Source organism: Arthrobacter sp. CAN_A6 (genome assembly GCF_015751715.1).
Classification (GTDB): Bacteria; Actinomycetota; Actinomycetes; order Actinomycetales; family Micrococcaceae; genus Arthrobacter_D.
Genome location: NZ_JADOUV010000005.1, coordinates 83,975 through 104,783 on the forward strand (window position 1 = coordinate 83,975; position 20,809 = coordinate 104,783).

Sequence of the window (20,809 nt, forward strand, 5' to 3'; positions counted from 1 at the left end):
CGGAGCGTCGGCCCCGGAAGATCTACCTTCGACACTAGACGGACAGGTCCGCACTGCTCAACACACGCGCCGCGGCAGGGCGCGGTCAGGCAACCGGCCGGCGAATGGCCTGCCGCACGGGCATTTGAGAGTATTGCAGTATGTCGCCTCCGCTCACCGTCCCGCTTCAGCTGCGCTTCGGCGATGAAGATTCCTACGGCCACGTCAACAACGCACGGTTCGTGCAGTTCCTCGAGGACGCGAGGGTGCGTCTGCTCTCCGAACCGGGGGGTGGCTCCGCTTTCCTCGACGTGTCCGACGCAGGCCAGTACACCCTCGTGGGACGACACGAGATCGAATACCTCGCCCCACTGAATTTCAGTAGGGAACCGGCCGGCGTGGACGTGTGGATCACCGCCGTCGGCTCCTCGAGCTTCACCCTGGGCTACGCGGTGCGGGACACCGAAGCGCCCGACGCCGGCACCACGTGCGCGGTAGCATCGACCACGATGATCCTCGTCGACCGGCAGTCCGGCCGGCCCGTGCCGATGAGCGAGGCCCAACAAGCCGCGCTGGGACAGTGGATCGGCCGTGAGGTGCCTTTCCGCCGCACCGCCGGCGCTTAGGAGCGGGCTATGTCCAGCAGTGAGTTAGTGCTCGGTGATGCCCACGTGGCTGCCGACTTCCGGACCTTCACGGCACGGGCCCGTGCCAACGGCGACGGCGCCATGCGGCTGCAGGCCTCCGGTACCGTACTCGCGGCGTACGTCTGCACGCTCAGCGCAGCAGCGCTGGGGGAGTCGACCCCGACCGTACTCGGGCTGAGGACGATGCCACTGGCGGAGCAGGCCTCCGTCGACATCACGGTGGGGCTGGGATCGGTCGCCGACCGTCTGGCACGCCTGCGGGACGACACCGTCTTCACCGTGCCCACCGTTCCGGTGACAGAGAACTGGGCCGGCGTCCTCCCGCCACGTTCAGGATGGGTGCAGGCCGGCACCGTTTCGACCACCCTCCTCGAGGAGGCAGCACACAGCGGGATCCGGAAGGTTGCGGAGCTCATCCCCGACCGCGCGGGCGCTCCCGTGGTCAACAGTGCGCGGGGAGCCGTCTGGGGGCAGCCGCTCCCCGGCGTTCCGGCAGGGCTGCCCGCAGGTGCTGCCTTCGGTGCCCTCAGCCTCGGGTTCCTCGTCCCGGGCGAAGCGTCGGCACTGTTCACCAGCGGGCGATGGACGCGCCTGAGCACCAGCCGGGGGCACATCCTGGTACGGACCGCCGCGGTCCTCTAGGGCGTCGCTGAGTTCACCATGGACTGCGCCGCGCGGTCCAGGTAGTCCCACAGCGTCGCTTCGTGGAGCGGCGCGAGGTCGAGGGAGTCGACTGCCGCACGCATGTGCCGAAGCCAGGAGTCCCGCGCCTGCGGGGTGACCCGGAACGGCATGTGCCGCATGCGGAGCCGTGGATGCCCCCGGGTTTCACCGTAGGTCTTGGGCCCGCCCCAGTACTGCTCGAGGAACAGCAGGAGCCGCTCCTTCGCGGGACCCAGATCCTCCTCGGGGTACATGGGCCGCAGCAGCTCATCCTCCGCCACACCCTCGTAGAAGACGTCCACGAGCCGAACGAATGTCTCGTGCCCGCCCACCGACTCATAGAAGTTGTATTCGGGCTGGACGAACTGTTGCCCGGCTGTCACGAGCCGGTCGGCGGGCAGCGGCGGGCGCGCGCGGCCCGTGCCCAGGTCAAGGGGCGTGGGCTCGACGCCGTCGTTGTCCCTCATGATGCGTCCTCCTGATGTGCGGTTCCTGCCGGGGCAGCTGCTGCCGGCGGTTCGACGTAGACTCCCTGGGACCGGTTGCCGACCTTGGTGATGTCGCCGTTGCGGACATACCAGATGGCCCCGTTCGCATCGATCATCCGGGTGATGCGAAGGCCGAGGGACTGGACCACTCCCACCGTCTCACCGACCTCGATGGTGTCGCCCACCCCGTACTGGTCCTCGATGGTGATGAAGACCCCCAGGAACGCGTCGCGGATGATTTCCCGCGCCCCGAAGCCGATGGCGATACCGACGATTCCCACGCTGGCGAGGATGGGGCCGATCTGGAACTGCAGCTGCTCGAGGGCCATCAACGCCGCGACGACGGCGATGGTGATTCCGGCCGTGCTGGTGAGCAGGCCGCCGATGGTCTCGGCGCGCTGGGTGCGCCGCGCGTGGTCGAGGGACCGCAGTACCGGGTGGGCCCACTTGAAGTGGGGCTTGCTGAACACGCTGTACCCGTTCTGCACACGCCGGACGGAGCGCGCCACGAGATACCGCACCGCCAGCCAGAGCAGGAGGGCCAGCAGCAGGATGATCGCCGCGCCGAGAATGTGGCTTCCGTAACCGAGCTCCGGAAAAAGATCCATGGGGGTGCAGACTACTTTCTGGTCCGCGCCGCAGGTGCTGTCCGCGGGCTGGGACGGGAGCGGCGCAATTTCTAGGCTACATGCGCTGCGCTGCTAGGACCGGGTCAGGATGACCGGCTCGTGCAGCACAGGGAAGTTCACCGAACGTGCAATGAAGCAGGCCGCCGAAGCCTCCCGATGGATTCGAAGCGCTGTGTCGCGGTGGGCAGGGTCGGCGATGGTCACCACCGGATGGAGCACGGCCGACGTGAATTCGCCGCTGCCGTCCCGGTTCAACCGCAGAGAACCGGTCGCGCTGTCCGAGTACGCGGTGACCACCACGCCCGCCTTGACCGCCATATGGAGGTAGGACAGCAGATGGCACTGCGCCAGTGCGGCCAGAAGCAGTTGCTCCGGATTCCACCGGTCACGTTGCCCGTGGAATGTCGGATCGGCAGTCCCGGCAAGGAGCGGGGGTCCCGAAGCCGTGACTTCGTTCTCGCGGCTGTACGAACGGTAGCCGGTCGTGCCCTCCCCGAGATTTCCGGTCCAGGTGACGGTGACGTCGTAGGTGTGTGCAGACACGGGGGCTCCTCCCATCAGCGGTCCACGGCCTGCGCGCGCAGGGCCCGCTGGACGCCGTCGCGGTTCTCCAGGACGAGGCGCCGCAGGGAGGGGCTGTCCTCCCCGAGCCGGTCGAGGAAGTGGTCCGCCTGCGCGAGCGCCCCCGGCGTGATGAGGCGTGAAGGATACAGCCCCACCACGATCTGCTGCGCGATCTCGTGGGTCCTGGTGTCCCACACCTCCCGCACGGAGTCGAAGTAGGTCGCAGCATAGGGCTCGAGCAGGGCTGCGTCGTGAACGCGCGTGAATCCGAGGATCGCTGCCCGCTGGGTGGCGTTGGGGAGATCCGCCCGGCGCACGATGGCATCCCACGCGGCTGCTTTCGCCTCGGGCGTGGGAATCGCCGCCGTCGCCGTTGCCGCGGCGAGCTGGCCGGCTGACGTGCCGTCGCGTGCCAGTTCGACGTCGATCTCCGGTTGTCCGTAGCGGCCGCCGGCCACCAGGCTGGTCACCAGTTCCCACCGGAGGTCGGAATCGATCTCCAGGCCCTCCAGCGCTTCGGTGCCGGTGAGCACGGCCTCCACAACGTCCAGGTGTTTCCCACTGCGGGCCCGGGCCGCGAAAGCCTTGACGAACTGCAGCTGCGAATCGGACGCCGTCTCCGCTGCGCGGGCCAGCTCCAGCAGGCTGTCCGCAGCGGCGTCGCCCATTTCCCTGCTGTCCGCAGGGCTGACGTAGTACGTCAGCGTCAGGGCCAGCTGCCTCAGCAGCACCAGCACCACGGACGAGTCGGATTCGGAGCCGATGTTCTGGAGGACAAGGTCCACGTAGTTGCGGGCCGGGGTCTCACCGTCCCGTGCCGCATCCCATGCCGACGCCCACACCAGCGTGCGGGGCAGCGAATCGGCGAAGTCCTTGAGGTGCCGCACCGAGGTCCGCAGTGATACCGGGTCGAGCCGGATCTTCGCGTAGGCAAGGTCATCGTCATTGAGGAGCACCAGCGCCGGGCGCTTCCTCCCGGCGACCTCCGGAACCTCCGTGCGCTCGCCGTCGACGTCGAGCTCGACGCGGTGGACGCGCACCAGCCGGGCGTCGTCGTCGAGGTCGTAGAACCCTACGGCGAGGCGGTGCGGGCGTAGGGTCGGATGACCTTGGGGAGCCGACTGCAGGATCGCGAAGGCGGTGATGACGCCGTCGTCGTCGGTTTCGATGTCGGGCCGCAGCGTGTTGACGCCCGCGGTCTCGAGCCACTGCGCGGACCACTGCGCGAGGTCCCGCCCGCTCGCCCGCTCAAGCTCGGAGAGCAGATCCTTCAACTCGGTATTGCCCCAGGAGTGCTGGCGGAAGTACTCCCGGACGCCCTCCATGAATTCGTCCTGGCCCACCCAGGCAACGAGCTGCTTGAGGACCGAGGCGCCCTTGGCGTAGGTGATGCCGTCGAAGTTCACCTGGACGTCGTCGAGATCGTTGATCTCGGCCACGATCGGGTGGGTCGAGGGGAGCTGGTCCTGCCGGTAGGCCCACGCCTTCTCGATGGAGGTGAACGTGGTCCAGGCCTGGGTGAACTCCGTCGCCTCCGCGGCAGCGAGGGTCGACATGTATTCGGCGAAGGATTCGTTCAGCCAGAGGTCGTTCCACCACCGCATGGTCACCAGGTCGCCGAACCACATGTGCGCCAGTTCGTGCAGGATGGTGATCGCGCGGCGCTCCACCGTCGCATCGGGCACGCGCGAACGGAAGACATACGTCTCGACGATCGTCACCGCCCCCGCGTTCTCCATGGCGCCGGCGTTAAACTGTGGGACGAAGAGCTGATCGTACTTCTCGAACGGGTAGGGCGTCCCGAACTGCTTCTCATAGAACTCGAAGCCCTGTCGGGTCAGCTCGAAGATGTTCTCCGCGTCAAGGTGCTGCATGAGCGATCTGCGGGCGAAGACCCCGAGCGGGACGATGCGGCCGTCGGAACTCGTCACTTCGCTCCGCACCGCCTGGTAGGGCCCGGCGATCAGGGCGGTGACATAGGAGGAAAGGACCGGCGTCGGATCGAACGACCACGTGGAGTAAGCTCCGCCCTCAGCGGCGGACCCGGCCTGCACGGGAGCGGGGGTGGGGGAGTTGGAGATGACGTCCCAGTGCGAGGGCGCGGTGACGGTGAAGCGGAACGTCGCCTTCAGGTCGGGCTGCTCGAAGACGGCGAACACGCGCCGGGAGTCCGGAACCTCGAACTGCGTGTAGAGGTACACCTCGTCATCCACGGGATCCACGAACCGGTGGAGCCCCTCTCCGGTGTTCATGTAGGGAAGGTCGGCGTGGACGACGAGCCGGTTCGACGCCGCCAGATCGTCCAGCTGGATGCGGACGCCGTCCGACACCACCGAGGGGTCGAGGTCCACTCCGTTCAGATTCACCCGGTGGACGGTCTCGGTGACGGCGTCGATGAAGGTGGACGCTCCCTGCGCCGCCTCGAAATGCACCACCGTCGTGGAGCCGAACGCGGTCTCCCCTCGGGTCAGATCGAGGGTGATGTCGTACGACTGGACTCTCAGCAGCTCGGCGCGGCTACGTGCTTCATCGCGCGTCAGGTTCATGCCTGGCATGGTTCGCCTCCGTGGTGGGGGATATCGATTCGTATTCTCTCACTGATCGGCGCCGGTTCCCGTACCCGCCGGCACATCGGCACCCAGTACTCTGGGGGAAACCTCTCCTGCTGCGAACGGAGCACCCATGCGCGTCCACCTTGCCACCGACCATGCGGGAATGGAGCTCAGCGCCCACCTGCTGGAGCATCTCACCCGGACCGGCTACGACGTCGTCGATCACGGCCCCCGCGACTACGACCCGGAGGATGACTACCCTTCCTTTTGCATCAACGCCGCGCTCGCCGTGGTGGCAGACCGGTCGGCGGGGACGGACGCGCTCGGGATCGTGCTGGGCGGCTCCGGGAACGGTGAGCAGATCGCGGCGAACAAGGTGCGGGGGGTCCGGGCAGCCCTCGCATGGAACCTCGACACTGCGCGCCTGGCACGCCAGCACAACGATGCGAATGTTGTTGCAGTCGGGGGACGGCAGCATCCCGTCGGTGAGGCCACCGAGATCATCGAAGCCTTCCTGGCGGAACCCTTCAGCGGTGCGGAGCGCCACGCGCGCCGCATCGGCAAGATCGCTGCCTATGAAACCAACGGCACCATTGACGGCTAGGGCCACCGTCCGTCGGACCGCGGGGACCTCCCGTGCCTGAAGGTCATTCGATCCACCGGCTCGCACGGCAGTTCACCGCGATGTTCGTCGGCGAGGAACTTGCCGTCAGCAGCCCGCAGGGCCGCTTCACGGCCGGTGCCTCCCAGCTCGACGGACACACCCTGGTCAGCGCGCTGGCCTCCGGGAAGCAGCTTTTCCTGCGCTTCGACAACGACCTCATCCTGAGGGTTCACCTCGGGCTTTACGGGGCGTGGACGTTCGGCGGCGACTCCACCTTCAGCGGGTTTCCCAGCATCGGGGCTCCGCGGCGTGTTCATGCCGCGGACGGCGTCGATGACGAGGGCGGGCGCACGGGTGCCGTGCAACTGCCCTACGCGGGGCCACCCGCGCCCGTCGGAGCCGTGCGTGTCCGCCTGGTGTCCGGGCATAGCTGGGCCGACCTCCGGGGTCCCACCGCGTGCGTCGTGATCACCGCCCGCGAGGAAGCGCTTGCGCTGGCCAGGCTCGGCCCGGATCCGCTGCGGGAGGGAGCGGACCCAACGGCCTTCACCACCCGGCTCCGCTCAAGCGCGACGGCGATCGGTGTCCAGCTGATGAACCAGGCCGTGGTCGCCGGCATCGGCAATGTGTACCGCGCGGAAGTGCTCTTCCTGCAGCGCATCAATCCGTGGCGCCCGGGGAAGGCGGTGCTCGAGTCGGAGGCCCTGGCCGCCTGGGAGACCGCAGCGCGGTTGATGCAGGACGGCGTGCGCGAGGGACGAATCTTCACGACGACGCCTTCCGAGCGCAACGGGCAGGCCGCGGAAGCCGCCCCGCACTACGTGTACAAGCGGACGGGGGAACCGTGCCGCCGGTGCGGTACGGCGATCGCCAGCGCCGACATGGCTGCGCGCACGGTTTACTGGTGTCCGAAGTGCCAGCGGGACTGAGGAGCGGCGTACAAGAACAGCCGGTCCCGAACGGGAACCGGCTGCTGGATTTGGAGGGGATGACGGGAATCGAACCCGCATCATCAGTTTGGAAGACTGAGGCTTTACCACTAAGCTACATCCCCGGAAAATGCTGCATTCCTGAAGAAATCTCTGGGACATTTCAGCCTTACGGCCGTCTGGAACGCCTTCAACTACACCACAGCCCGCCGGAAATCGCCAAATGTGCAACCGGGGTGAAAAGAAAGTACAGTTACAGCTGCAGTTACGGGGTGTAGCTCAGCTTGGTAGAGCGCCTGCTTTGGGAGCAGGAAGTCGCAGGTTCAACTCCTGTCACCCCGACTCAGAAGTTCCGGCATGATCTTGTCACTACAGAAACAATCCCAATTAGTTCAGGAGTCCTACGCCGTGAAGAGCGCCGTCGAAAACCTTTCCCCTACCAGGGTGAAGCTGAATGTCGAGGTCCCTTTCGAGGAACTCAAGCCGAGCATCGATCAGGCCTACAAGACGATCGCCTCGCAGGTGCAGGTTCCGGGCTTCCGCAAGGGCAAGGTCCCACAGAAGCTCATCGACCAGCGCGTGGGCCGCGGCTACGTCATCGAGACGGCCGTCAATGACGGGCTGAACGGTTTCTACCAGACCGCTGTGCAGGAAACAGGGATCCGCCCGTTGAGCCGGCCCGAGGTGGAAATCACCGAGGTCCCCGATCCTTCCGCTGCAGACGGCCAGCTCCTGTTCACCGTCGAACTGGACATCCGTCCCGAGATCGAGCTTCCCGACTATGCGGGAATCGAGGTCACCGTCGAGGCCGCAGAGGCATCCGACGACGACATCGAGAAGTCGATGGACGAGCTGCGCAGCCGCTTCGGCACCCTTGTCGCAGTGGACCGCCCGGCGAAGGACGGCGATTTCCTGACGATCGACCTCACCGCGACCGTCGATGGCGAAGACGTCGACTCGGCTCAGGATCTTTCCTACCAGGTCGGATCGGGGACCATGCTCGAGGGTATGGATGAGGCCGTCACCGGTCTGAGCGTGGACGAGACGGCAATCTTCGAAACCAAGCTTGCCGGTGGCGAGCACACCGGTGCGGATGCGCAGGTGAACGTGGTGGTCAAGGCCGTCAAGGAGCGCGAGCTTCCCGAGGTGAACGACGAGTTCGCCCAGCTGGCCAGCGAGTTCGACACGGTGGCCGAGCTCCGCGAGGACCTCACGAAGCGCGCCTCCGAGGGCAAGCTCATGGATCAGGGCGTCGAAGCCCGCGACAAGGTCCTGGACAAGCTCGTCGAGATGATCGCCGTTCCTGTGCCGGAGAGCGTCATCGAGGAGCAGCTCGAGCAGCACTTCAACGGCGAGAACTCCCACTCCGCCGGCGAGGACCACGACACCGAGGAGCACCGGGCGGAGATCCGCACGAACACCGGCCGGGCGTTCCAGAACGAGGTCATCCTCGACGCCGTGGCGGAGAAGGAAGAGGTGGGCGTCAGCCAGAGCGAGCTGATCGACTACATCGTCTCCACCTCGAGCCAGTACGGCATGGAGCCCAACCAGTTCGCGCAGATGCTGGATTCAAGCGGCCAGGTTCCGATGATCGTCGGAGAGGTGCGGCGCCGCAAGGCCCTCGCCAGGGTCCTCGAACTCGCAACCGTGACCGACACAGCAGGAGCGCCGGTAGACCTCAGCGAATTCGTGCGAGCCGCCGACGACGACGCCGAGACCATCTCCGCGGACGACGTCATTGAATCCGACCAGTCCGTCGAAGCTGCAGCCGTCGAGGACACTGCAGCCGAGGACACCACGGGCGAAGCCGCTCCTGCGGAGGACTCCGACGACGAGGCGACCGCCCGCGCCTGATTTCCGAACCGGGACGAGAAGCACGAGATTTCCCCGAAGCACCGCCGCCCGCCCGGGCGGCGGTGCTTCGTCGTTGGCGGCCGATTCCGGCTCTGCGGGCCGATGGTTTCGTAGGTTCCGCTGCTGCTCCGCGGCTGGTGCGCCGTCAGCGAACAGCAGCCGGAGCGGGAGCAAAACGGATCCGGCGCGGGTTAGTGTCCAGTGAGAGATAAACGGCCGGGCGGTTTCCTCGGAAATCGGCCCGCCAGAGTGAGAGGTCAACGAGAATGTCCACCGAACCAACCACACCCCGCATGGCCAGCCCGGAAGCGGCGGGCCGTGACGACTACATCTACAACCGGCTCCTCAAGGAGCGCATCATCTGGCTCGGCTCAGAGGTCCGCGACGACAACGCGAACGCGATCTGCTCACAGCTGCTGCTGCTTTCCGCCGAAGACCCCGATCGCGACATCTTCCTCTACATCAACTCGCCCGGTGGTTCGGTAACCGCAGGCATGGCGATCTACGACACCATGCAGTTCATCCCGAACGACGTCGTGACCGTGGCGACGGGCCTTGCCGCCTCGATGGGACAGTTCCTCCTGTCCTCGGGGACCAAGGGCAAGCGGTACGCCACGCCCCATGCCCGTATCCTCATGCACCAGCCATCCGGCGGCATCGGTGGAACGGCAACCGACATCCGGATCCAGGCCGAACTGATCCTGCACATGAAGCGGGTCATGGCAGAGCTGACCGCCGAGCAGACCGGCCAGACCGTCGAGAAAATCCTGGTCGATAACGACAGGGACAAGTGGTTCACCGCGCAGGAAGCCCTCGAATACGGCTTCTTCGATCACATCTCCGCGCACGCCGGATCCGTTTCCGGCGGCGGCGGCACCCAGAGCGCCTAAGGCTCCGTCCCACCTCCCTCCTCCATCAGTCGTTCCACCAGGAGACATCATGAATCACGATTTCCGCGCCTCCGCGGGTTCCCGGGCAACCAACCTGCCCACCGACCGCTACATCCTTCCCCAGTTCGAAGAGCGCACGCCCTACGGCTTCAAGCGCCAGGACCCGTACACCAAGCTGTTCGAGGACCGCATCATCTTCCTCGGCACCCAGGTGGACGACGCGTCCGCCGACGACGTCATGGCGCAGCTCCTCGTACTCGAGTCCACTGACCCCGAGCGCGACATCACCCTGTACATCAACTCACCGGGCGGTTCCTTCACCGCCATGACGGCGATCTACGACACGATGCAGTTCATCCGACCCGAAGTCCAGACCGTATGCCTGGGCCAGGCGGCGAGTGCGGCGGCCGTCCTCCTTGCAGCAGGTGCGCCGGGCAAGCGCCTTGCGCTCCCCAACGCCCGGGTTCTCATCCACCAGCCGGCACTGTCCGGTGGACAGGGTGGCCAGGCCTCGGACCTCGAGATCCAGGCCAACGAAGTGATGCGCATGAGGACCTGGCTCGAGGACACCATCGCGCTGCACAGCGGGCGGGATTCGGAGCAGGTCAACCGCGACATCGAGCGTGACAAGATCCTCACTGCCGCGGATGCGGTGGAGTACGGGCTCGTCGACGAGGTCCTCGCCTCACGCAAGATGGTCCCACCGAAGATCAATACCCCGTAGCTCGTGTCCTCCATCGAGGGTTCAGGCTCACGATGAGGCGGGAAACCCCGCGGAAATGCCCGTGGCGCCGATCGGCACCACGGGCATTCCGATACTGATTCGCTCCGGCATGTGGCCTAGAGTGGACATAGCAACCACGTACCACGTAAGGGGACTGACACATGGCTCGCATTGGTGAGAGCACAGATCTGCTGAAGTGCTCTTTCTGCGGAAAAAGCCAGAAGCAGGTTCGGAAGCTGATCGCAGGTCCCGGAGTGTATATCTGCGACGAATGCATTGAGCTGTGCAACGAGATCATCGAGGAAGAGCTGTCCGAGGTCGCGGACCTCGGGACCTTCGAACTACCCAAGCCGCGGGAGATCTTCGACTTCCTGCAGGAGTACGTGGTGGGGCAGGAACCGGCGAAACGATCACTGGCCGTCGCCGTCTACAACCACTACAAGCGCATCCAGTCCGGCAGTGCGCCGCGTGCCGCAGGCACCCTCGCCGACGTCGCCGAGGCGGAGGACGTGGAGATCGCGAAGTCGAACATCCTCCTGATCGGCCCCACCGGCTGCGGCAAGACGTACCTTGCACAGACCCTGGCGCGCAGGCTCAACGTTCCTTTCGCCGTCGCTGACGCGACAGCCCTCACCGAAGCCGGCTACGTGGGCGAGGATGTCGAGAACATCCTCCTCAAGCTCATCCAGGCCGCGGACTACGACGTGAAGAAGGCCGAGCAGGGCATCATCTACATTGACGAGATCGACAAGATCTCCCGCAAGAGCGAGAATCCGTCGATCACGCGCGACGTGTCCGGGGAGGGCGTCCAGCAGGCGCTCCTGAAAATCCTCGAAGGCACCGTCGCCTCGGTTCCCCCACAGGGCGGGCGCAAGCATCCGCACCAGGAGTTCATCCAGATCGACACCACGAACGTGCTCTTCATCGTGGCGGGAGCCTTCGCCGGGCTCGAGGAGATCATCGGATCCCGCGCAGGGCGGAAGGGCATCGGTTTCGGTGCCCCGCTGAGCTCGCTCAAGAACGAAGAGGCGAGCTACGGGGATGTGATGCCTGAGGATCTCCTGAAGTTCGGCCTCATTCCCGAGTTCATCGGCCGGCTGCCGGTCATCACCACGGTGACCCATCTCGACCGGCCCGCCCTCATGCAGATCCTCACCGAGCCCAAGAACGCCCTGATGAAGCAGTACCAGAAGATGTTCCTGCTCGACGGCGTCGAACTCAGCTTCGACCCGAAGGCGCTCGAAGCCATTGCCGATCTCGCGCTCGAGCGTGGCACCGGAGCACGCGGGCTCCGCGCCATCATGGAGGAAGTGCTCCTGCCGGTCATGTTCGACCTACCGAGCCGGAACGATGTGGCAGCGGTGGTCATCACCGCCGACGTCGTCGCCAAGCAGGCGGAGGCCACCCTCATCTCCCACGAGGTCGTCGCCAAGCGCCGCACCAAGTCCGCCTGAGCGGGATCGGGCGTGAACGGCCCGATCCTGGAATAGCTTCCTCCCTGCCCCGGTTGCACCGATAAGAGGCATATCGCCTGACCATCGATGACGAGGAGTTTTTCCATGAGCGAGTCCACCACCGCTGAGAAAGCCGATTTCTGGTTCGACCCCCTGTGCCCTTTCGCGTGGATCACGTCCCGCTGGATGGGGGAGGTGGAGCAGGTGCGCAGCGTCAGCGTCGACTGGCACGTCATGAGCCTGGCCGTCCTCAACGAGGGGCGCGATCTTCCGGCCGACTACCAGGAGCTGATGCGGAAGGGCTGGGCCCCCGTGCGGGTCATCACCGCGGCCAAGGAGCTGCATGGTTCCGAGTACGTGAAGAAGCTGTACGACGCCATGGGCACGCGCATTCACAACAAGGGCAATAAGGACTTCGACGCGGTGATCGCCGAATCCCTCGAGGAGGTGGGCCTCCCGGCGGACCTCGCTGCCTATGGAGCCACCGACGAGTACGACGCCCAGCTCCGTGCATCGCACCAGGACGGCATCGACCGTGTGGGCGACGAGGTCGGCACCCCCGTGGTGGCATTCAACGGAACCGCTTTTTTCGGCCCCGTCCTCACGAGCATTCCCCGCGGGGAGCAGGCCGGACGGATCTTCGACGGCGCTGTGATGATGTCGGAATTCCCCGAGTTCTTCGAGCTGAAGCGTTCACGCACCGGGACCCCCACCTTCGACTGACTCCTGACGGGCCGGGACGAGCACCAGCACCGCAGCACCAGGAAGGGCCCCGCCGATCCGGCGGGGCCCTTCCTGGTGCTGCTATTCGACCGGCTGCGGCGCCAGGTCCACGTCGGTGACCGCGAGGTCGCCGTCGCCCTCGGCGAGCCGGAGCTCGCGGGCGTTCCCCGCGGCCTTGAGGTCCTCAAGGCCCGCTGACAGCTGTGCCACCTGCTGCGGCGGCGCGGTCACCAGGGCCGTCACCACTTCCGTCCGCTGTTTCATCTTCGCCTCCGACTTCGCCTTGCGGATCCCGCCGAGGGCGAGAGCCACGGTGGTGAGGACCGCAGGATCCGACGATGCGGGAATTCCGACGAACGCCGTCGCGGATGGCCAGTCGGCGGTGTGGACCGAGCCGGCCCGCCACCAGCTCCAGACCTCCTCGGTGGCGAAGGGCAGGAAGGGAGCGAACAGCCGAAGCAGGGCGTCGAGCGTGGTGGCCAGGGCCGTCAGTACCGACTCCTTGCCTGCTTCGCCTGCCGCCCCGTACGCGCGGTCCTTGACGAGTTCCACGTAGTCGTCGGTGAAGGTCCAGAAGAACGCTTCGGTGAGCTGCAGGGCCCGGGCATACTCATACCGCTCGAAGGCCGCGGTGGCCTGCGCCGTGACGTCGCGCAGTTGCGCCAGAAGGGCGAGGTCGAGCGGATTGGTGACCAGCGCCAGCGCTTCCGGTGCCGCGGAACGCTCAGTGGCACCGAGGTTCAGTACGAACTTGGAGGCGTTGAGCAGCTTGATGGCGAGCCGGCGGCCGATCTTCATCTGAGCGATCTCGTAGGCGGTGTCGACACCCAGCTTGGCCGATGCGGCCCAGTAACGCACGGCGTCGGCGCCGAACTGCTCGAGCACGTCGGTGGGTACCACCACGTTGCCCTTCGACTTCGACATCTTCTTCCGGTCCGGATCGAGGATCCAGCCGGACAGTGCTGCGTGCCGCCACGGGGGCGAGTCCTGCAGGGCGTCGGCACGCACCGCCGTGGAGAACAGCCAGGTGCGGATGATGTCGTGTCCCTGCGGACGCAGGTCGAACGGGAACACCTTGGCGAACAGGTCCTCATCCCGGATCCAGCCGCCGACGATCTGGGGAGTGAGCGAGGAGGTGGCCCAGGTGTCGAGGACATCACTGTCGCCGATGAAGCCGCCGGGCTGGTTCCGCTGGTCCTCGTCGAAACCGGGTGCCGGTTCGGCCGCCGGGTCGACGGGGAGGGAGTCGAAGCCGGGAACGATCGGTGCCTCGTAGTCGGGTTCGCCGTCGCCGTCGAGGCGGTACCAGACCGGCACGGGGACTCCGAAGAAGCGCTGCCGGGAGACGAGCCAGTCGCCGTTGAGGCCCTCGATCCAGTTCTCGTAGCGCGACCGCATGAACGGCGGATGGAACTCGATCTCGCGGCCGCGTCGGATCAGGCGTTCCCGCTTCGTCTCGTCGCGGCCACCGTTCCGGATGTACCACTGGCGGCTCGTGACCACCTCGAGGGGCTTGTCGCCCTTCTCGTAGAAGTTCACCGGGTGCGTGATCTTCTTCGGTTCGCCGTCGAGGTCCCCGCTGGCGCGCAGGAGCTCGACCGCGGCCTCCTTGGCGCTGAAAATGGTCTTTCCCGCCAGCGCTTCGTAGTTGCTGCGGGCCTCCGGCGTGACGATCCACTCCGGAATCTCGCTGCGGATGCGCCCGTCACGGCCGACGACGGCGCGCGTAGGCAGCTGCAGTTCCCTCCACCAGGTGACGTCGGTGAGGTCGCCGAAGGTGCAGATCATGGCGATACCGCTGCCCTTGTCGGGCTTGGCGAGGGGATGCGCCTTGACCTCGACCTCGACGCCGAACAGGGGAGTGGTCACGGTGGTGCCGAAGAGCGGTTTGTAGCGTTCGTCGTCGGGATGGGCCACGAGGGCCACGCATGCCGGCAGGAGCTCGGGGCGCGTGGTCTCGATATGGACCTGTCGGCCCCCGGGGGCGGCGAAAGCGATCCGGTGGTACGCACCGGGCTGCTCGCGGTCCTCGAGCTCGGCCTGGGCGACGGCGGTGCGGAACGTGACGTCCCACAGCGTGGGTGCTTCAGCGAGGTAGGCGTCCCCGGCACCCAGGTTCTCCAGGAAGGCGCGCTGCGAAATCGCACGCGAGGTGTCGTCGATGGTGCGATAGGTCAGGTCCCAGTCGACGGAGAGCCCCAGAGTGCTGAAGAGGTTCTCGAAGACCTTCTCGTCCTCGACCGCGAGCTCCTCGCACAGCTCGATGAAATTGCGCCGCGACACGGCATCGAAGTCGCGCTGGTTCTTCGCCGGTTCAGCGGGGGGCCGGTAGCCGGCGTCGTAGGGAACCGACGGGTCACAGCGCACGCCGTAATAGTTCTGGACGCGGCGCTCGGTGGGCAGGCCGTTGTCATCCCACCCCATGGGGTAGAAGACGTTCTTGCCCCGCATCCGGTGGAACCGCGCCAGGACGTCGGTCTGGGTGTAGGAGAACATGTGTCCCACGTGGAGCGAACCGGAGGCCGTGGGGGGAGGAGTGTCGATCGAGTAGACGTCCTCCCGCATGGTGTCCCGGCGAAACGCGTAGGTCCCGTTGTCCCGCCACTGCCGGGCGAGGCGGGGCTCGAGCCCTTCGAGGGCAGGCTTGTCGGGAACGAGAACGGGCTGGGAGGAGGGCGTGTCTGTGCCCTGAGTAGTATCGGCCATACCCGCCATTCTGCCAGTTAAATCCTGCGACAAGACGTGCCCTGCCCTCTGCTGCAGGGTTTCCCGCCCACGCGGTCGGCGGTTCTGCCCTCCGGGCGCGGGATCCCGCTGGCTAGAGTGGGTTCATGACTCAATTTTCGCCTGCATCCATCGGTTCCCCTGCACCCGACGCGCCGAACGCGCTGCGCGCCGTCGTGACCGGCGCCAGCTCCGGCATCGGCGCAGCCACGGTCCGCGCCCTTCGGGCAGCCGGTTGGGATGTGACCGCCGCTGCCCGGCGTCTGGACCGCCTGCAGTCGCTGGCCGAGGAGACCGGGGCCACTGCCGCCGTCGTCGACGTCACCGACCAGCAATCGGTCGAGGGCCTGCTGCGCACCGTGACGGAGGCGGGACCCGTGCACGCGGTGGTCAACAATGCCGGGGGCGCGTTCGGCGCCGATCCCGTCGCCGTGGCGAAGGATGATGACTGGGAGTACATGTACAACACGAACGTGCTCGGCTCCATGAGGGTGACGCGCGCCTTCCTTCCGGCGCTCCGTTCGGGCGGACAGGGCAGCGTGCTCTTCCTGACGTCGACGGCGGCGCTGGCCGCCTATGAGGGCGGGGCGGGATACTGTGCCGCGAAAGCCGGCCAGCAGGCCCTCGCACGGGCACTGCGGCTCGAGGAGGCCGCGAACAATATCCGCGTCATCGAGGTGGCCCCCGGCATGGTGCACACCGAGGAATTCGCGCTGAACCGTCTGGCAGGCGACCAGGATGCCGCAGATCGGGTGTATGCCGGTGTGGCCCTCCCGCTCACTGCGGCCGACGTCGCCGACGCGATCGTCTTCGCGCTGAACGCGCCGCACCACGTCAACATCGACCAGATCGTCCTGCGCCCGCTCGCGCAGGCAGCCAACCACAAGGTACTGCGCGGCTGAGGAGAGCCTCAGCCGCGCCGGCCGGGCTCCAGTGCGAAGCGGAGCGAGTAGTTGTCGAGCGTCCCCGGGAGCCTGCCGCTCGGGTCCAACCGGTGGTGGCTCTTCAGGTGGAAGTCGGTCTCCCCGATCAGCCGTGCAAGCGCTGCGCTCGTCAGGAGCAGCACCAGCTGCTTCCCCGGGCACACCACGGGCCCGTCGCTGAAGGGGATCAGCGGCCAGCCCCCGGAGTCGCCGGACTCGTCCTCGAGCCAGCGCTCGGGGGCGAACTGGTGCGCCCTGGAGAGATTGCGTTCGTCCCGATGGAAGTAGGGCGCAAAGATCAGCACTCCGCACCCGGCGGGCATCAGTCCGTCCTCCCATTCCACGGGGCGCGTGGTCTGCCGCAGAATCAGTGGGGTGGTGGGCCACAGGCGCAGGGACTCGAGCACGCAGGAGCGCAGGTAGGGAAGGAATGAACCGCCGGAATCGTCGTCGCTCAGTTCCTGGCGTGCTCGCTCTCCGGCCTCCGGGTGGGTGGCGAGGACGGACAATGCGCGGAAGGTGGCCATGCCTGCGGGATCGAAAGCGAAGAGCCACTGCGGAACCTGCTCCGCAGGTGCCGCGTCCTCATGCTGCGGTGCGCGCGCCGCCAGGACGGAGGCGAGGCTGCCCTCCTCGGCACGGGCCAGTTCAGCATTGATACGGGTCAGGAATCGTGCCCTCAGCTTTTTCTGCTTCGGGTGAAGGAAGGCCCAGTTGCCGTTCTTCCGCAACTGGGTGATCATGTCCGTCAGTTCCTCGTCATTCCGTGCGGAATCGCCGAAGACCACGCGGCGCACCACGCGGTACCAGGCGGGAAGGAAGTCCTCCCAGGCCAGCTCCCCACGCTTCGCCGCCGCGGCGAGGAGCTCGTCCATCTCCTGCCGGACCACCGGGAGGAAAGCCCCGGCAAGCTGGTGGATGGCGTGCTCTCCAGGACCTGCTCCTGGAGAGCACGCCGGATGTTCCGCACCGGTCCCTTCGAAATCAGCACGTTGTTGGGCTGGAAGTGTGCGAGCGCCGCGCGCTTTTCATCGGTCGCCGGTGAGAAGGGTTCGGGGGACATGTCCAGCACGGTGTCCACGTGGCCCGGTGCGAGGATTACGGCCTGGTGGCGCCGGGGCAGGCGCAGGAGCAGCGGACCCTCCGGATGCTTGTCGGAGAGCCGGCGCACCACGCGAACAGCGCGGTCGTCGAGCCGGAAGCGCTCCGCGAACCCGACGACCCCGGGTCGCCGGATGATCGGCCCCTTGGCGAGGGTGGGAAGGAGGACTGCTCCGAGAAACATTGCCGTATCCAGCACTGAGGCCGTCGGCAGCATGGGGATGCTCATGCGTGTACCGCCTGTCGGGAAGTCGGGGGTTACGTTCTACACCCACCCTGCCAAGGGACGCCTTCCAGCACAATGTAAAGGTGCCGGGAATGGCTTCCGCCCCGATCGGGTTCTACCGGCTGACAGAGCAGCGCACCCTACTTGCCTCGGAGGAACCATGAATGCCAGTCCCGATGCCCGGGTGGAGCGCTGGACCCGCTTCCGCGAGGCCCGCAACAGGGATCTTGCGGCCGAGCACGGCTGGCTGACGCTTACGTCGTTCGAGTGGCTGGAGACCCGGCCCGGCGCCGTCGGATCCCTTCCCGGCTCATGGTCCTCGGACGGTACGACGGCGCTGCTGACCGCGGCGGTGGAGGACGGACTCACCTTCGTGGGAACGGGCCGACCCGTGACCGGGACGGTTCCTGCGACGCTGGCCGACGAGGAATCACTGATGTGGGTCCAGTACGGCGGCGACGACGGCACACAGGTGGTGGTGGAGCTTGCCCGGCGGGCCAACCGGTACGCCCTCCGCACGAGGGATTCGGAGTCACCGGTGCGCATGGCGTTCGACGGCATTCCCACCTTCGGCTATCGCCCGGACCTCGTGGTCGAAGCCCGCTACGAGGCGTATCCCGAACCGGTGGAGGAATCGATCAGCACCGCCAACCCCCTGGTGGGTGGAGTGCACCGAGCCGCGGGTGAGGTGGTCTTCCGGCTCCCCCGCATGGGTTCCGAGTACCGGCTGCAGGCGGCGGCGGACCAACATGGTGCGCTGACCGTCACCTTCTCCGACGCCACCAACGGGAACACGACCGCCGGGTGGCGGAGGGTCTCCACCGGGAAGCCCCATCCCGACGGATCAGTCATCCTGGACTTCAATCGTGCCGTCAATTACCCGAGCGCTTTCACCTCGTACGGCACGTGCCCCATGCCGGTGAAGGGGAACAGCCTCGACGTGGGGATCGAGGCCGGCGAGAAGCGGCCCGCCGGGGCGGAGGAAACCGGGCAGCCCTGATTCCGAACCTGATATAGATAGGGAAGGCGCCCCCCACAGGAGCGGGCTTCATCGGGCGAGCGGATCGGACAACGCGGCAATGGCATTCCTCCCTCCAGACGTGCTCGCGGCCCGCCGGCGATCGACGTCGGATGTGGACTGGGCGTCCTTCGAGGCGCGGTTCGAGGTCGAATTCCCCCGCCTGGAGGGCCTGTTCTCCCGCATCTACGGGAATGCCGATGACCAGCTGGCGCTGCTTGCGGTCGAGGCAGCGAACTCCTGGCAGGATCGGCCCGGTGACCTGAAGGCCATCGATGCTTCACGTGCGCGGGATCCGGACTGGTTCTCCTCGCACACCATGCTCGGCGGCGTCTGCTACGTGGACCGATACGCGGGTACCCTGTCGGGCGTCCGGTCCCGGATCCCGTACTTCCGGGAGCTGGGTCTGACCTACCTCCACCTCATGCCGCTGTTCCGCGCACCGGAGGAGAATTCCGACGGCGGGTATGCCGTGTCGAGCTACCGCGAGGTCCACCCGTCGTTGGGTACCATGGACGAACTCGCGGACCTTGCCCGGGAGCTGCGGGAGAACGGCATCGCCCTCGTGGTTGACTTCATCTTCAACCACACCTCCAACGAGCACGAGTGGGCCCGGAAGGCACTCGCGGGCGACCCGGAGTACGAGGATTTCTACCTTCTCTACCCCGATCGCCAGATGCCCGACGCCTACGAGCTGACCGTGCGCGAGATCTTCCCCGACGACCACCCCGGCTCCTTCGTCCAGCTCGACGACGGCCGGTGGGTCTGGGCCACGTTCCACTCCTTCCAGTGAAATCTCAACTACCGCAACCCGGCGGTCTTCCGTGCCATGGCGCGCGAGATGCTGTTCCTCGCCAACCAGGGCATCGACATCGTACGGATGGACGCCGTGGCGTTCATCTGGAAGCGGCTCGGCACCACCTGTGAGAGCCTTCCCGAAGCCCACCTGCTCCTGCAGGCCTTCAACGCGGTCTGCCGTCTCGCCGCGCCGTCGCTCCTGTTCAAGTCCGAGGCCATCGTCCACCCCGACGAGGTGGCCGAGTACATTCACCCGGGGGAGTGCCAGCTCAGCTACAACCCCCTGCAGATGGCCCTGACCTGGAACTCGCTGGCCACCCGCGACGCCTCGCTCCTGGCCCAGGCGCTCGAACGCCGGCATGCCACCCCGCCGGGCACCGCCTGGGTCAACTATGTGCGCAGCCATGACGACATCGGCTGGACGTTCTCGGATGAGGACGCCGCGGAGCTCGGCATTCCCGGGTTCGATCACCGGCGGTTCCTCAACGCGTTCTTCGTCGACCGGTTCCCCGGCAGTTTCGCCCGCGGTGTCCCGTTCCAGGACAACCCGCGCACCGGGGACTGCCGGATCTCGGGCACGACGGCGTCGCTGGCCGGTCTGGAGGCGGGTGATCCCGGCGCCGTCGGGCGGATCCTCCTTGCGCACTCGATCATCCTCAGCACCGGAGGGATCCCGCTGCTCTATCTGGGCGATGAGGTCGGGCAGCTCAACGACTACGGCTACCTCGAGGACCCCGCGCAGGCGGAGGACTCCCGATGGGTGGGACGCCCCGCGTACCCGGCCGGCCCTTATGCGGCCAAGGATGACCCGGCGACCGATGCAGGAGCCATTTCCACCGGCCTGCGCCGGCTCATCGACGTGCGGAAGTACACACCGGAGTTCGCCGGCGGCACGCTCATCCCCTTCTCCACCAACAATCCGCACGTCCTCGGCTACCAGCGCCCCGGCCTGCTCGACGGAAAGGAGACGACAGTCCTCGCACTCGCGAACTTCGCCGACACCCCTCAGGACATTTCCGCCGAGACGCTCTCCGGCCTGGAGCCGTCGGCCGTGGAACTGATCACCGGTACGGTGCTTCCGCTCGCCGACGGAATCACCCTTGATGCCCATGGCGTCGTCTGGCTCCGCTGCCAGGCCGGGAAGGGAAGTTCCTGGCGGAGGGATCCGGGCACGTAGGGCAGCGTCTTTAGACAAGCAATTATCCGGACGGCTAGACTTGGCACATCAGCATCGACCCGGCCATCACCGGTGAGCTTCCGGAAGAACGGCATGCCGGCCCGTAGAGGGCCGCCGGCCAAGTAGAACCGGACGGGGAAGC

At 66.7% G+C, this 20,809-nt stretch carries 18 protein-coding genes, 2 tRNA genes and 1 pseudogene; 13 read left to right on the forward strand and 8 right to left on the reverse strand.

All coding sequences use genetic code 11. From position 1 onward, the window contains the following. The first annotated feature begins 140 nt into the window (after positions 1-140). Positions 141-605, forward strand: a complete 465-nt coding sequence (locus IWX75_RS10115; protein WP_196822135.1) for an acyl-CoA thioesterase — start codon at positions 141-143, stop codon at positions 603-605. Positions 606-614: 9 nt separating this feature from the next. Next, the gene (locus IWX75_RS10120) at positions 615-1,268 is read left to right on the forward strand and encodes a hypothetical protein (protein WP_196822136.1); all 654 of its coding nucleotides are present in this window, start codon (positions 615-617) and stop codon (positions 1,266-1,268) included. Here IWX75_RS10120 and IWX75_RS10125 read toward each other — a convergent pair. From IWX75_RS10125 to pepN, 4 genes are all read right to left on the reverse strand, one after another. Next, positions 1,265-1,756: a globin gene (locus IWX75_RS10125; RefSeq protein WP_196822137.1), complete on the reverse strand. Its 492-nt coding sequence runs from the start codon at positions 1,754-1,756 to the stop codon at positions 1,265-1,267. The genes IWX75_RS10120 and IWX75_RS10125 overlap by 4 nt on opposite strands. Then, positions 1,753-2,385: a mechanosensitive ion channel family protein gene (locus IWX75_RS10130; RefSeq protein ID WP_196822138.1), complete on the reverse strand. Its 633-nt coding sequence runs from the start codon at positions 2,383-2,385 to the stop codon at positions 1,753-1,755. Before IWX75_RS10130 ends, IWX75_RS10125 begins: the two co-directional genes overlap by 4 nt. 93 nt (positions 2,386-2,478) lie before the next feature. Next, positions 2,479-2,949, reverse strand: a complete 471-nt coding sequence (locus tag IWX75_RS10135) for an OsmC family protein (protein WP_442858966.1) — start codon at positions 2,947-2,949, stop codon at positions 2,479-2,481. A gap of 14 nt (positions 2,950-2,963) precedes the next feature. Beyond that, positions 2,964-5,516, reverse strand: a complete 2,553-nt coding sequence (gene pepN / locus IWX75_RS10140) for an aminopeptidase N (RefSeq protein WP_196822282.1) — start codon at positions 5,514-5,516, stop codon at positions 2,964-2,966. 136 nt (positions 5,517-5,652) lie between these two features. On the opposite strand from pepN, the gene IWX75_RS10145 reads away from it, so the two are divergent. Both IWX75_RS10145 and IWX75_RS10150 read left to right on the forward strand, forming a co-directional pair. After that, positions 5,653-6,126, forward strand: a complete 474-nt coding sequence (locus IWX75_RS10145; RefSeq protein WP_196822140.1) for a ribose-5-phosphate isomerase — start codon at positions 5,653-5,655, stop codon at positions 6,124-6,126. A gap of 32 nt (positions 6,127-6,158) precedes the next feature. Next, the gene (locus tag IWX75_RS10150; RefSeq protein ID WP_196822141.1) at positions 6,159-7,055 is read left to right on the forward strand and encodes an Fpg/Nei family DNA glycosylase; all 897 of its coding nucleotides are present in this window, start codon (positions 6,159-6,161) and stop codon (positions 7,053-7,055) included. 51 nt (positions 7,056-7,106) lie between these two features. Here IWX75_RS10150 and IWX75_RS10155 read toward each other — a convergent pair. Further along, positions 7,107-7,180, reverse strand: a tRNA-Gly gene (locus IWX75_RS10155). Between the two features lie 143 nt (positions 7,181-7,323). On the opposite strand from IWX75_RS10155, the gene IWX75_RS10160 reads away from it, so the two are divergent. The 6 genes from IWX75_RS10160 (at position 7,324) to IWX75_RS10185 (ending at position 12,700) form a co-directional block, all read left to right on the forward strand. Beyond that, positions 7,324-7,397, forward strand: a tRNA-Pro gene (locus IWX75_RS10160). A 66-nt stretch (positions 7,398-7,463) separates the two neighbouring features. Continuing rightward, positions 7,464-8,909 carry a trigger factor gene (gene tig / locus IWX75_RS10165; RefSeq protein WP_196822283.1) on the forward strand — a complete coding sequence of 482 codons (1,446 nt, stop codon included), beginning with the start codon at positions 7,464-7,466 and terminating at the stop codon, positions 8,907-8,909. Between the two features lie 266 nt (positions 8,910-9,175). Next, a complete protein-coding gene (locus IWX75_RS10170) occupies positions 9,176-9,799 on the forward strand; it encodes an ATP-dependent Clp protease proteolytic subunit (protein WP_442858967.1) in 624 nt (207 codons plus the stop codon). Between the two features lie 49 nt (positions 9,800-9,848). Beyond that, complete coding sequence (locus IWX75_RS10175) at positions 9,849-10,523, forward strand: ATP-dependent Clp protease proteolytic subunit (protein ID WP_196822142.1); 675 nt, start codon at positions 9,849-9,851, stop codon at positions 10,521-10,523. Between the two features lie 161 nt (positions 10,524-10,684). Further along, on the forward strand, positions 10,685-11,977 hold the full coding sequence (gene clpX / locus IWX75_RS10180) for an ATP-dependent Clp protease ATP-binding subunit ClpX (RefSeq protein ID WP_196822143.1): 1,293 nt from the start codon (positions 10,685-10,687) through the stop codon (positions 11,975-11,977). 105 nt (positions 11,978-12,082) lie between these two features. Continuing rightward, positions 12,083-12,700 (forward strand): mycothiol-dependent nitroreductase Rv2466c family protein, encoded by a 618-nt coding sequence (locus IWX75_RS10185; RefSeq protein WP_196822144.1) that lies wholly within the window; start codon positions 12,083-12,085, stop codon positions 12,698-12,700. An 81-nt stretch (positions 12,701-12,781) separates the two neighbouring features. Here the strand turns inward: IWX75_RS10185 and valS are convergent, their stop codons facing one another. Continuing rightward, entirely contained in the window at positions 12,782-15,406 is a 2,625-nt protein-coding gene (gene valS, locus IWX75_RS10190) for a valine--tRNA ligase (protein ID WP_196822145.1), read from the reverse strand. A 125-nt stretch (positions 15,407-15,531) separates the two neighbouring features. Between valS and IWX75_RS10195 the strand changes: the two genes are divergently transcribed. Next, the gene (locus tag IWX75_RS10195) at positions 15,532-16,326 is read left to right on the forward strand and encodes an SDR family oxidoreductase (RefSeq protein ID WP_196822146.1); all 795 of its coding nucleotides are present in this window, start codon (positions 15,532-15,534) and stop codon (positions 16,324-16,326) included. Positions 16,327-16,334: 8 nt separating this feature from the next. Here the strand turns inward: IWX75_RS10195 and IWX75_RS10200 are convergent, their stop codons facing one another. Together IWX75_RS10200 and IWX75_RS17700 are read right to left on the reverse strand one after the other, a co-directional pair. Further along, a complete protein-coding gene (locus IWX75_RS10200) occupies positions 16,335-17,090 on the reverse strand; it encodes a cytochrome P450 (RefSeq protein ID WP_334684262.1) in 756 nt (251 codons plus the stop codon). Between the two features lie 5 nt (positions 17,091-17,095). Beyond that, positions 17,096-17,677: a hypothetical protein gene (locus IWX75_RS17700; RefSeq protein ID WP_334684246.1), complete on the reverse strand. Its 582-nt coding sequence runs from the start codon at positions 17,675-17,677 to the stop codon at positions 17,096-17,098. 157 nt (positions 17,678-17,834) lie between these two features. Here IWX75_RS17700 and IWX75_RS10205 point away from each other — a divergent pair, with 157 nt between their 5' ends. Both IWX75_RS10205 and IWX75_RS10210 read left to right on the forward strand, forming a co-directional pair. Next, a complete protein-coding gene (locus tag IWX75_RS10205; RefSeq protein WP_196822148.1) occupies positions 17,835-18,674 on the forward strand; it encodes a DUF1684 domain-containing protein in 840 nt (279 codons plus the stop codon). Between the two features lie 79 nt (positions 18,675-18,753). Next, positions 18,754-20,667 (forward strand): annotated as a pseudogene (locus IWX75_RS10210) (alpha-amylase family glycosyl hydrolase). Positions 20,668-20,809: the final 142 nt, after the last annotated feature.

Coding starts and splice junctions, on each gene's coding strand:
- IWX75_RS10115 (WP_196822135.1), top strand. CDS start 141: ATGTCGCCTCCGCTCACCGTCCCGCTTCAGCTGCGCTTCGGCGATGAA.
- IWX75_RS10120 (WP_196822136.1), top strand. CDS start 615: ATGTCCAGCAGTGAGTTAGTGCTCGGTGATGCCCACGTGGCTGCCGAC.
- IWX75_RS10125 (WP_196822137.1), bottom strand. CDS start 1,756: ATGAGGGACAACGACGGCGTCGAGCCCACGCCCCTTGACCTGGGCACG.
- IWX75_RS10130 (WP_196822138.1), bottom strand. CDS start 2,385: ATGGATCTTTTTCCGGAGCTCGGTTACGGAAGCCACATTCTCGGCGCG.
- pepN (WP_196822282.1), bottom strand. CDS start 5,516: ATGAACCTGACGCGCGATGAAGCACGTAGCCGCGCCGAGCTGCTGAGA.
- IWX75_RS10145 (WP_196822140.1), top strand. CDS start 5,653: ATGCGCGTCCACCTTGCCACCGACCATGCGGGAATGGAGCTCAGCGCC.
- IWX75_RS10170 (WP_442858967.1), top strand. CDS start 9,176: ATGTCCACCGAACCAACCACACCCCGCATGGCCAGCCCGGAAGCGGCG.
- IWX75_RS10175 (WP_196822142.1), top strand. CDS start 9,849: ATGAATCACGATTTCCGCGCCTCCGCGGGTTCCCGGGCAACCAACCTG.
- clpX (WP_196822143.1), top strand. CDS start 10,685: ATGGCTCGCATTGGTGAGAGCACAGATCTGCTGAAGTGCTCTTTCTGC.
- IWX75_RS10185 (WP_196822144.1), top strand. CDS start 12,083: ATGAGCGAGTCCACCACCGCTGAGAAAGCCGATTTCTGGTTCGACCCC.
- valS (WP_196822145.1), bottom strand. CDS start 15,406: ATGGCCGATACTACTCAGGGCACAGACACGCCCTCCTCCCAGCCCGTT.
- IWX75_RS10195 (WP_196822146.1), top strand. CDS start 15,532: ATGACTCAATTTTCGCCTGCATCCATCGGTTCCCCTGCACCCGACGCG.
- IWX75_RS10200 (WP_334684262.1), bottom strand. CDS start 17,090: ATGATCACCCAGTTGCGGAAGAACGGCAACTGGGCCTTCCTTCACCCG.
- IWX75_RS17700 (WP_334684246.1), bottom strand. CDS start 17,677: ATGAGCATCCCCATGCTGCCGACGGCCTCAGTGCTGGATACGGCAATG.
- IWX75_RS10205 (WP_196822148.1), top strand. CDS start 17,835: ATGAATGCCAGTCCCGATGCCCGGGTGGAGCGCTGGACCCGCTTCCGC.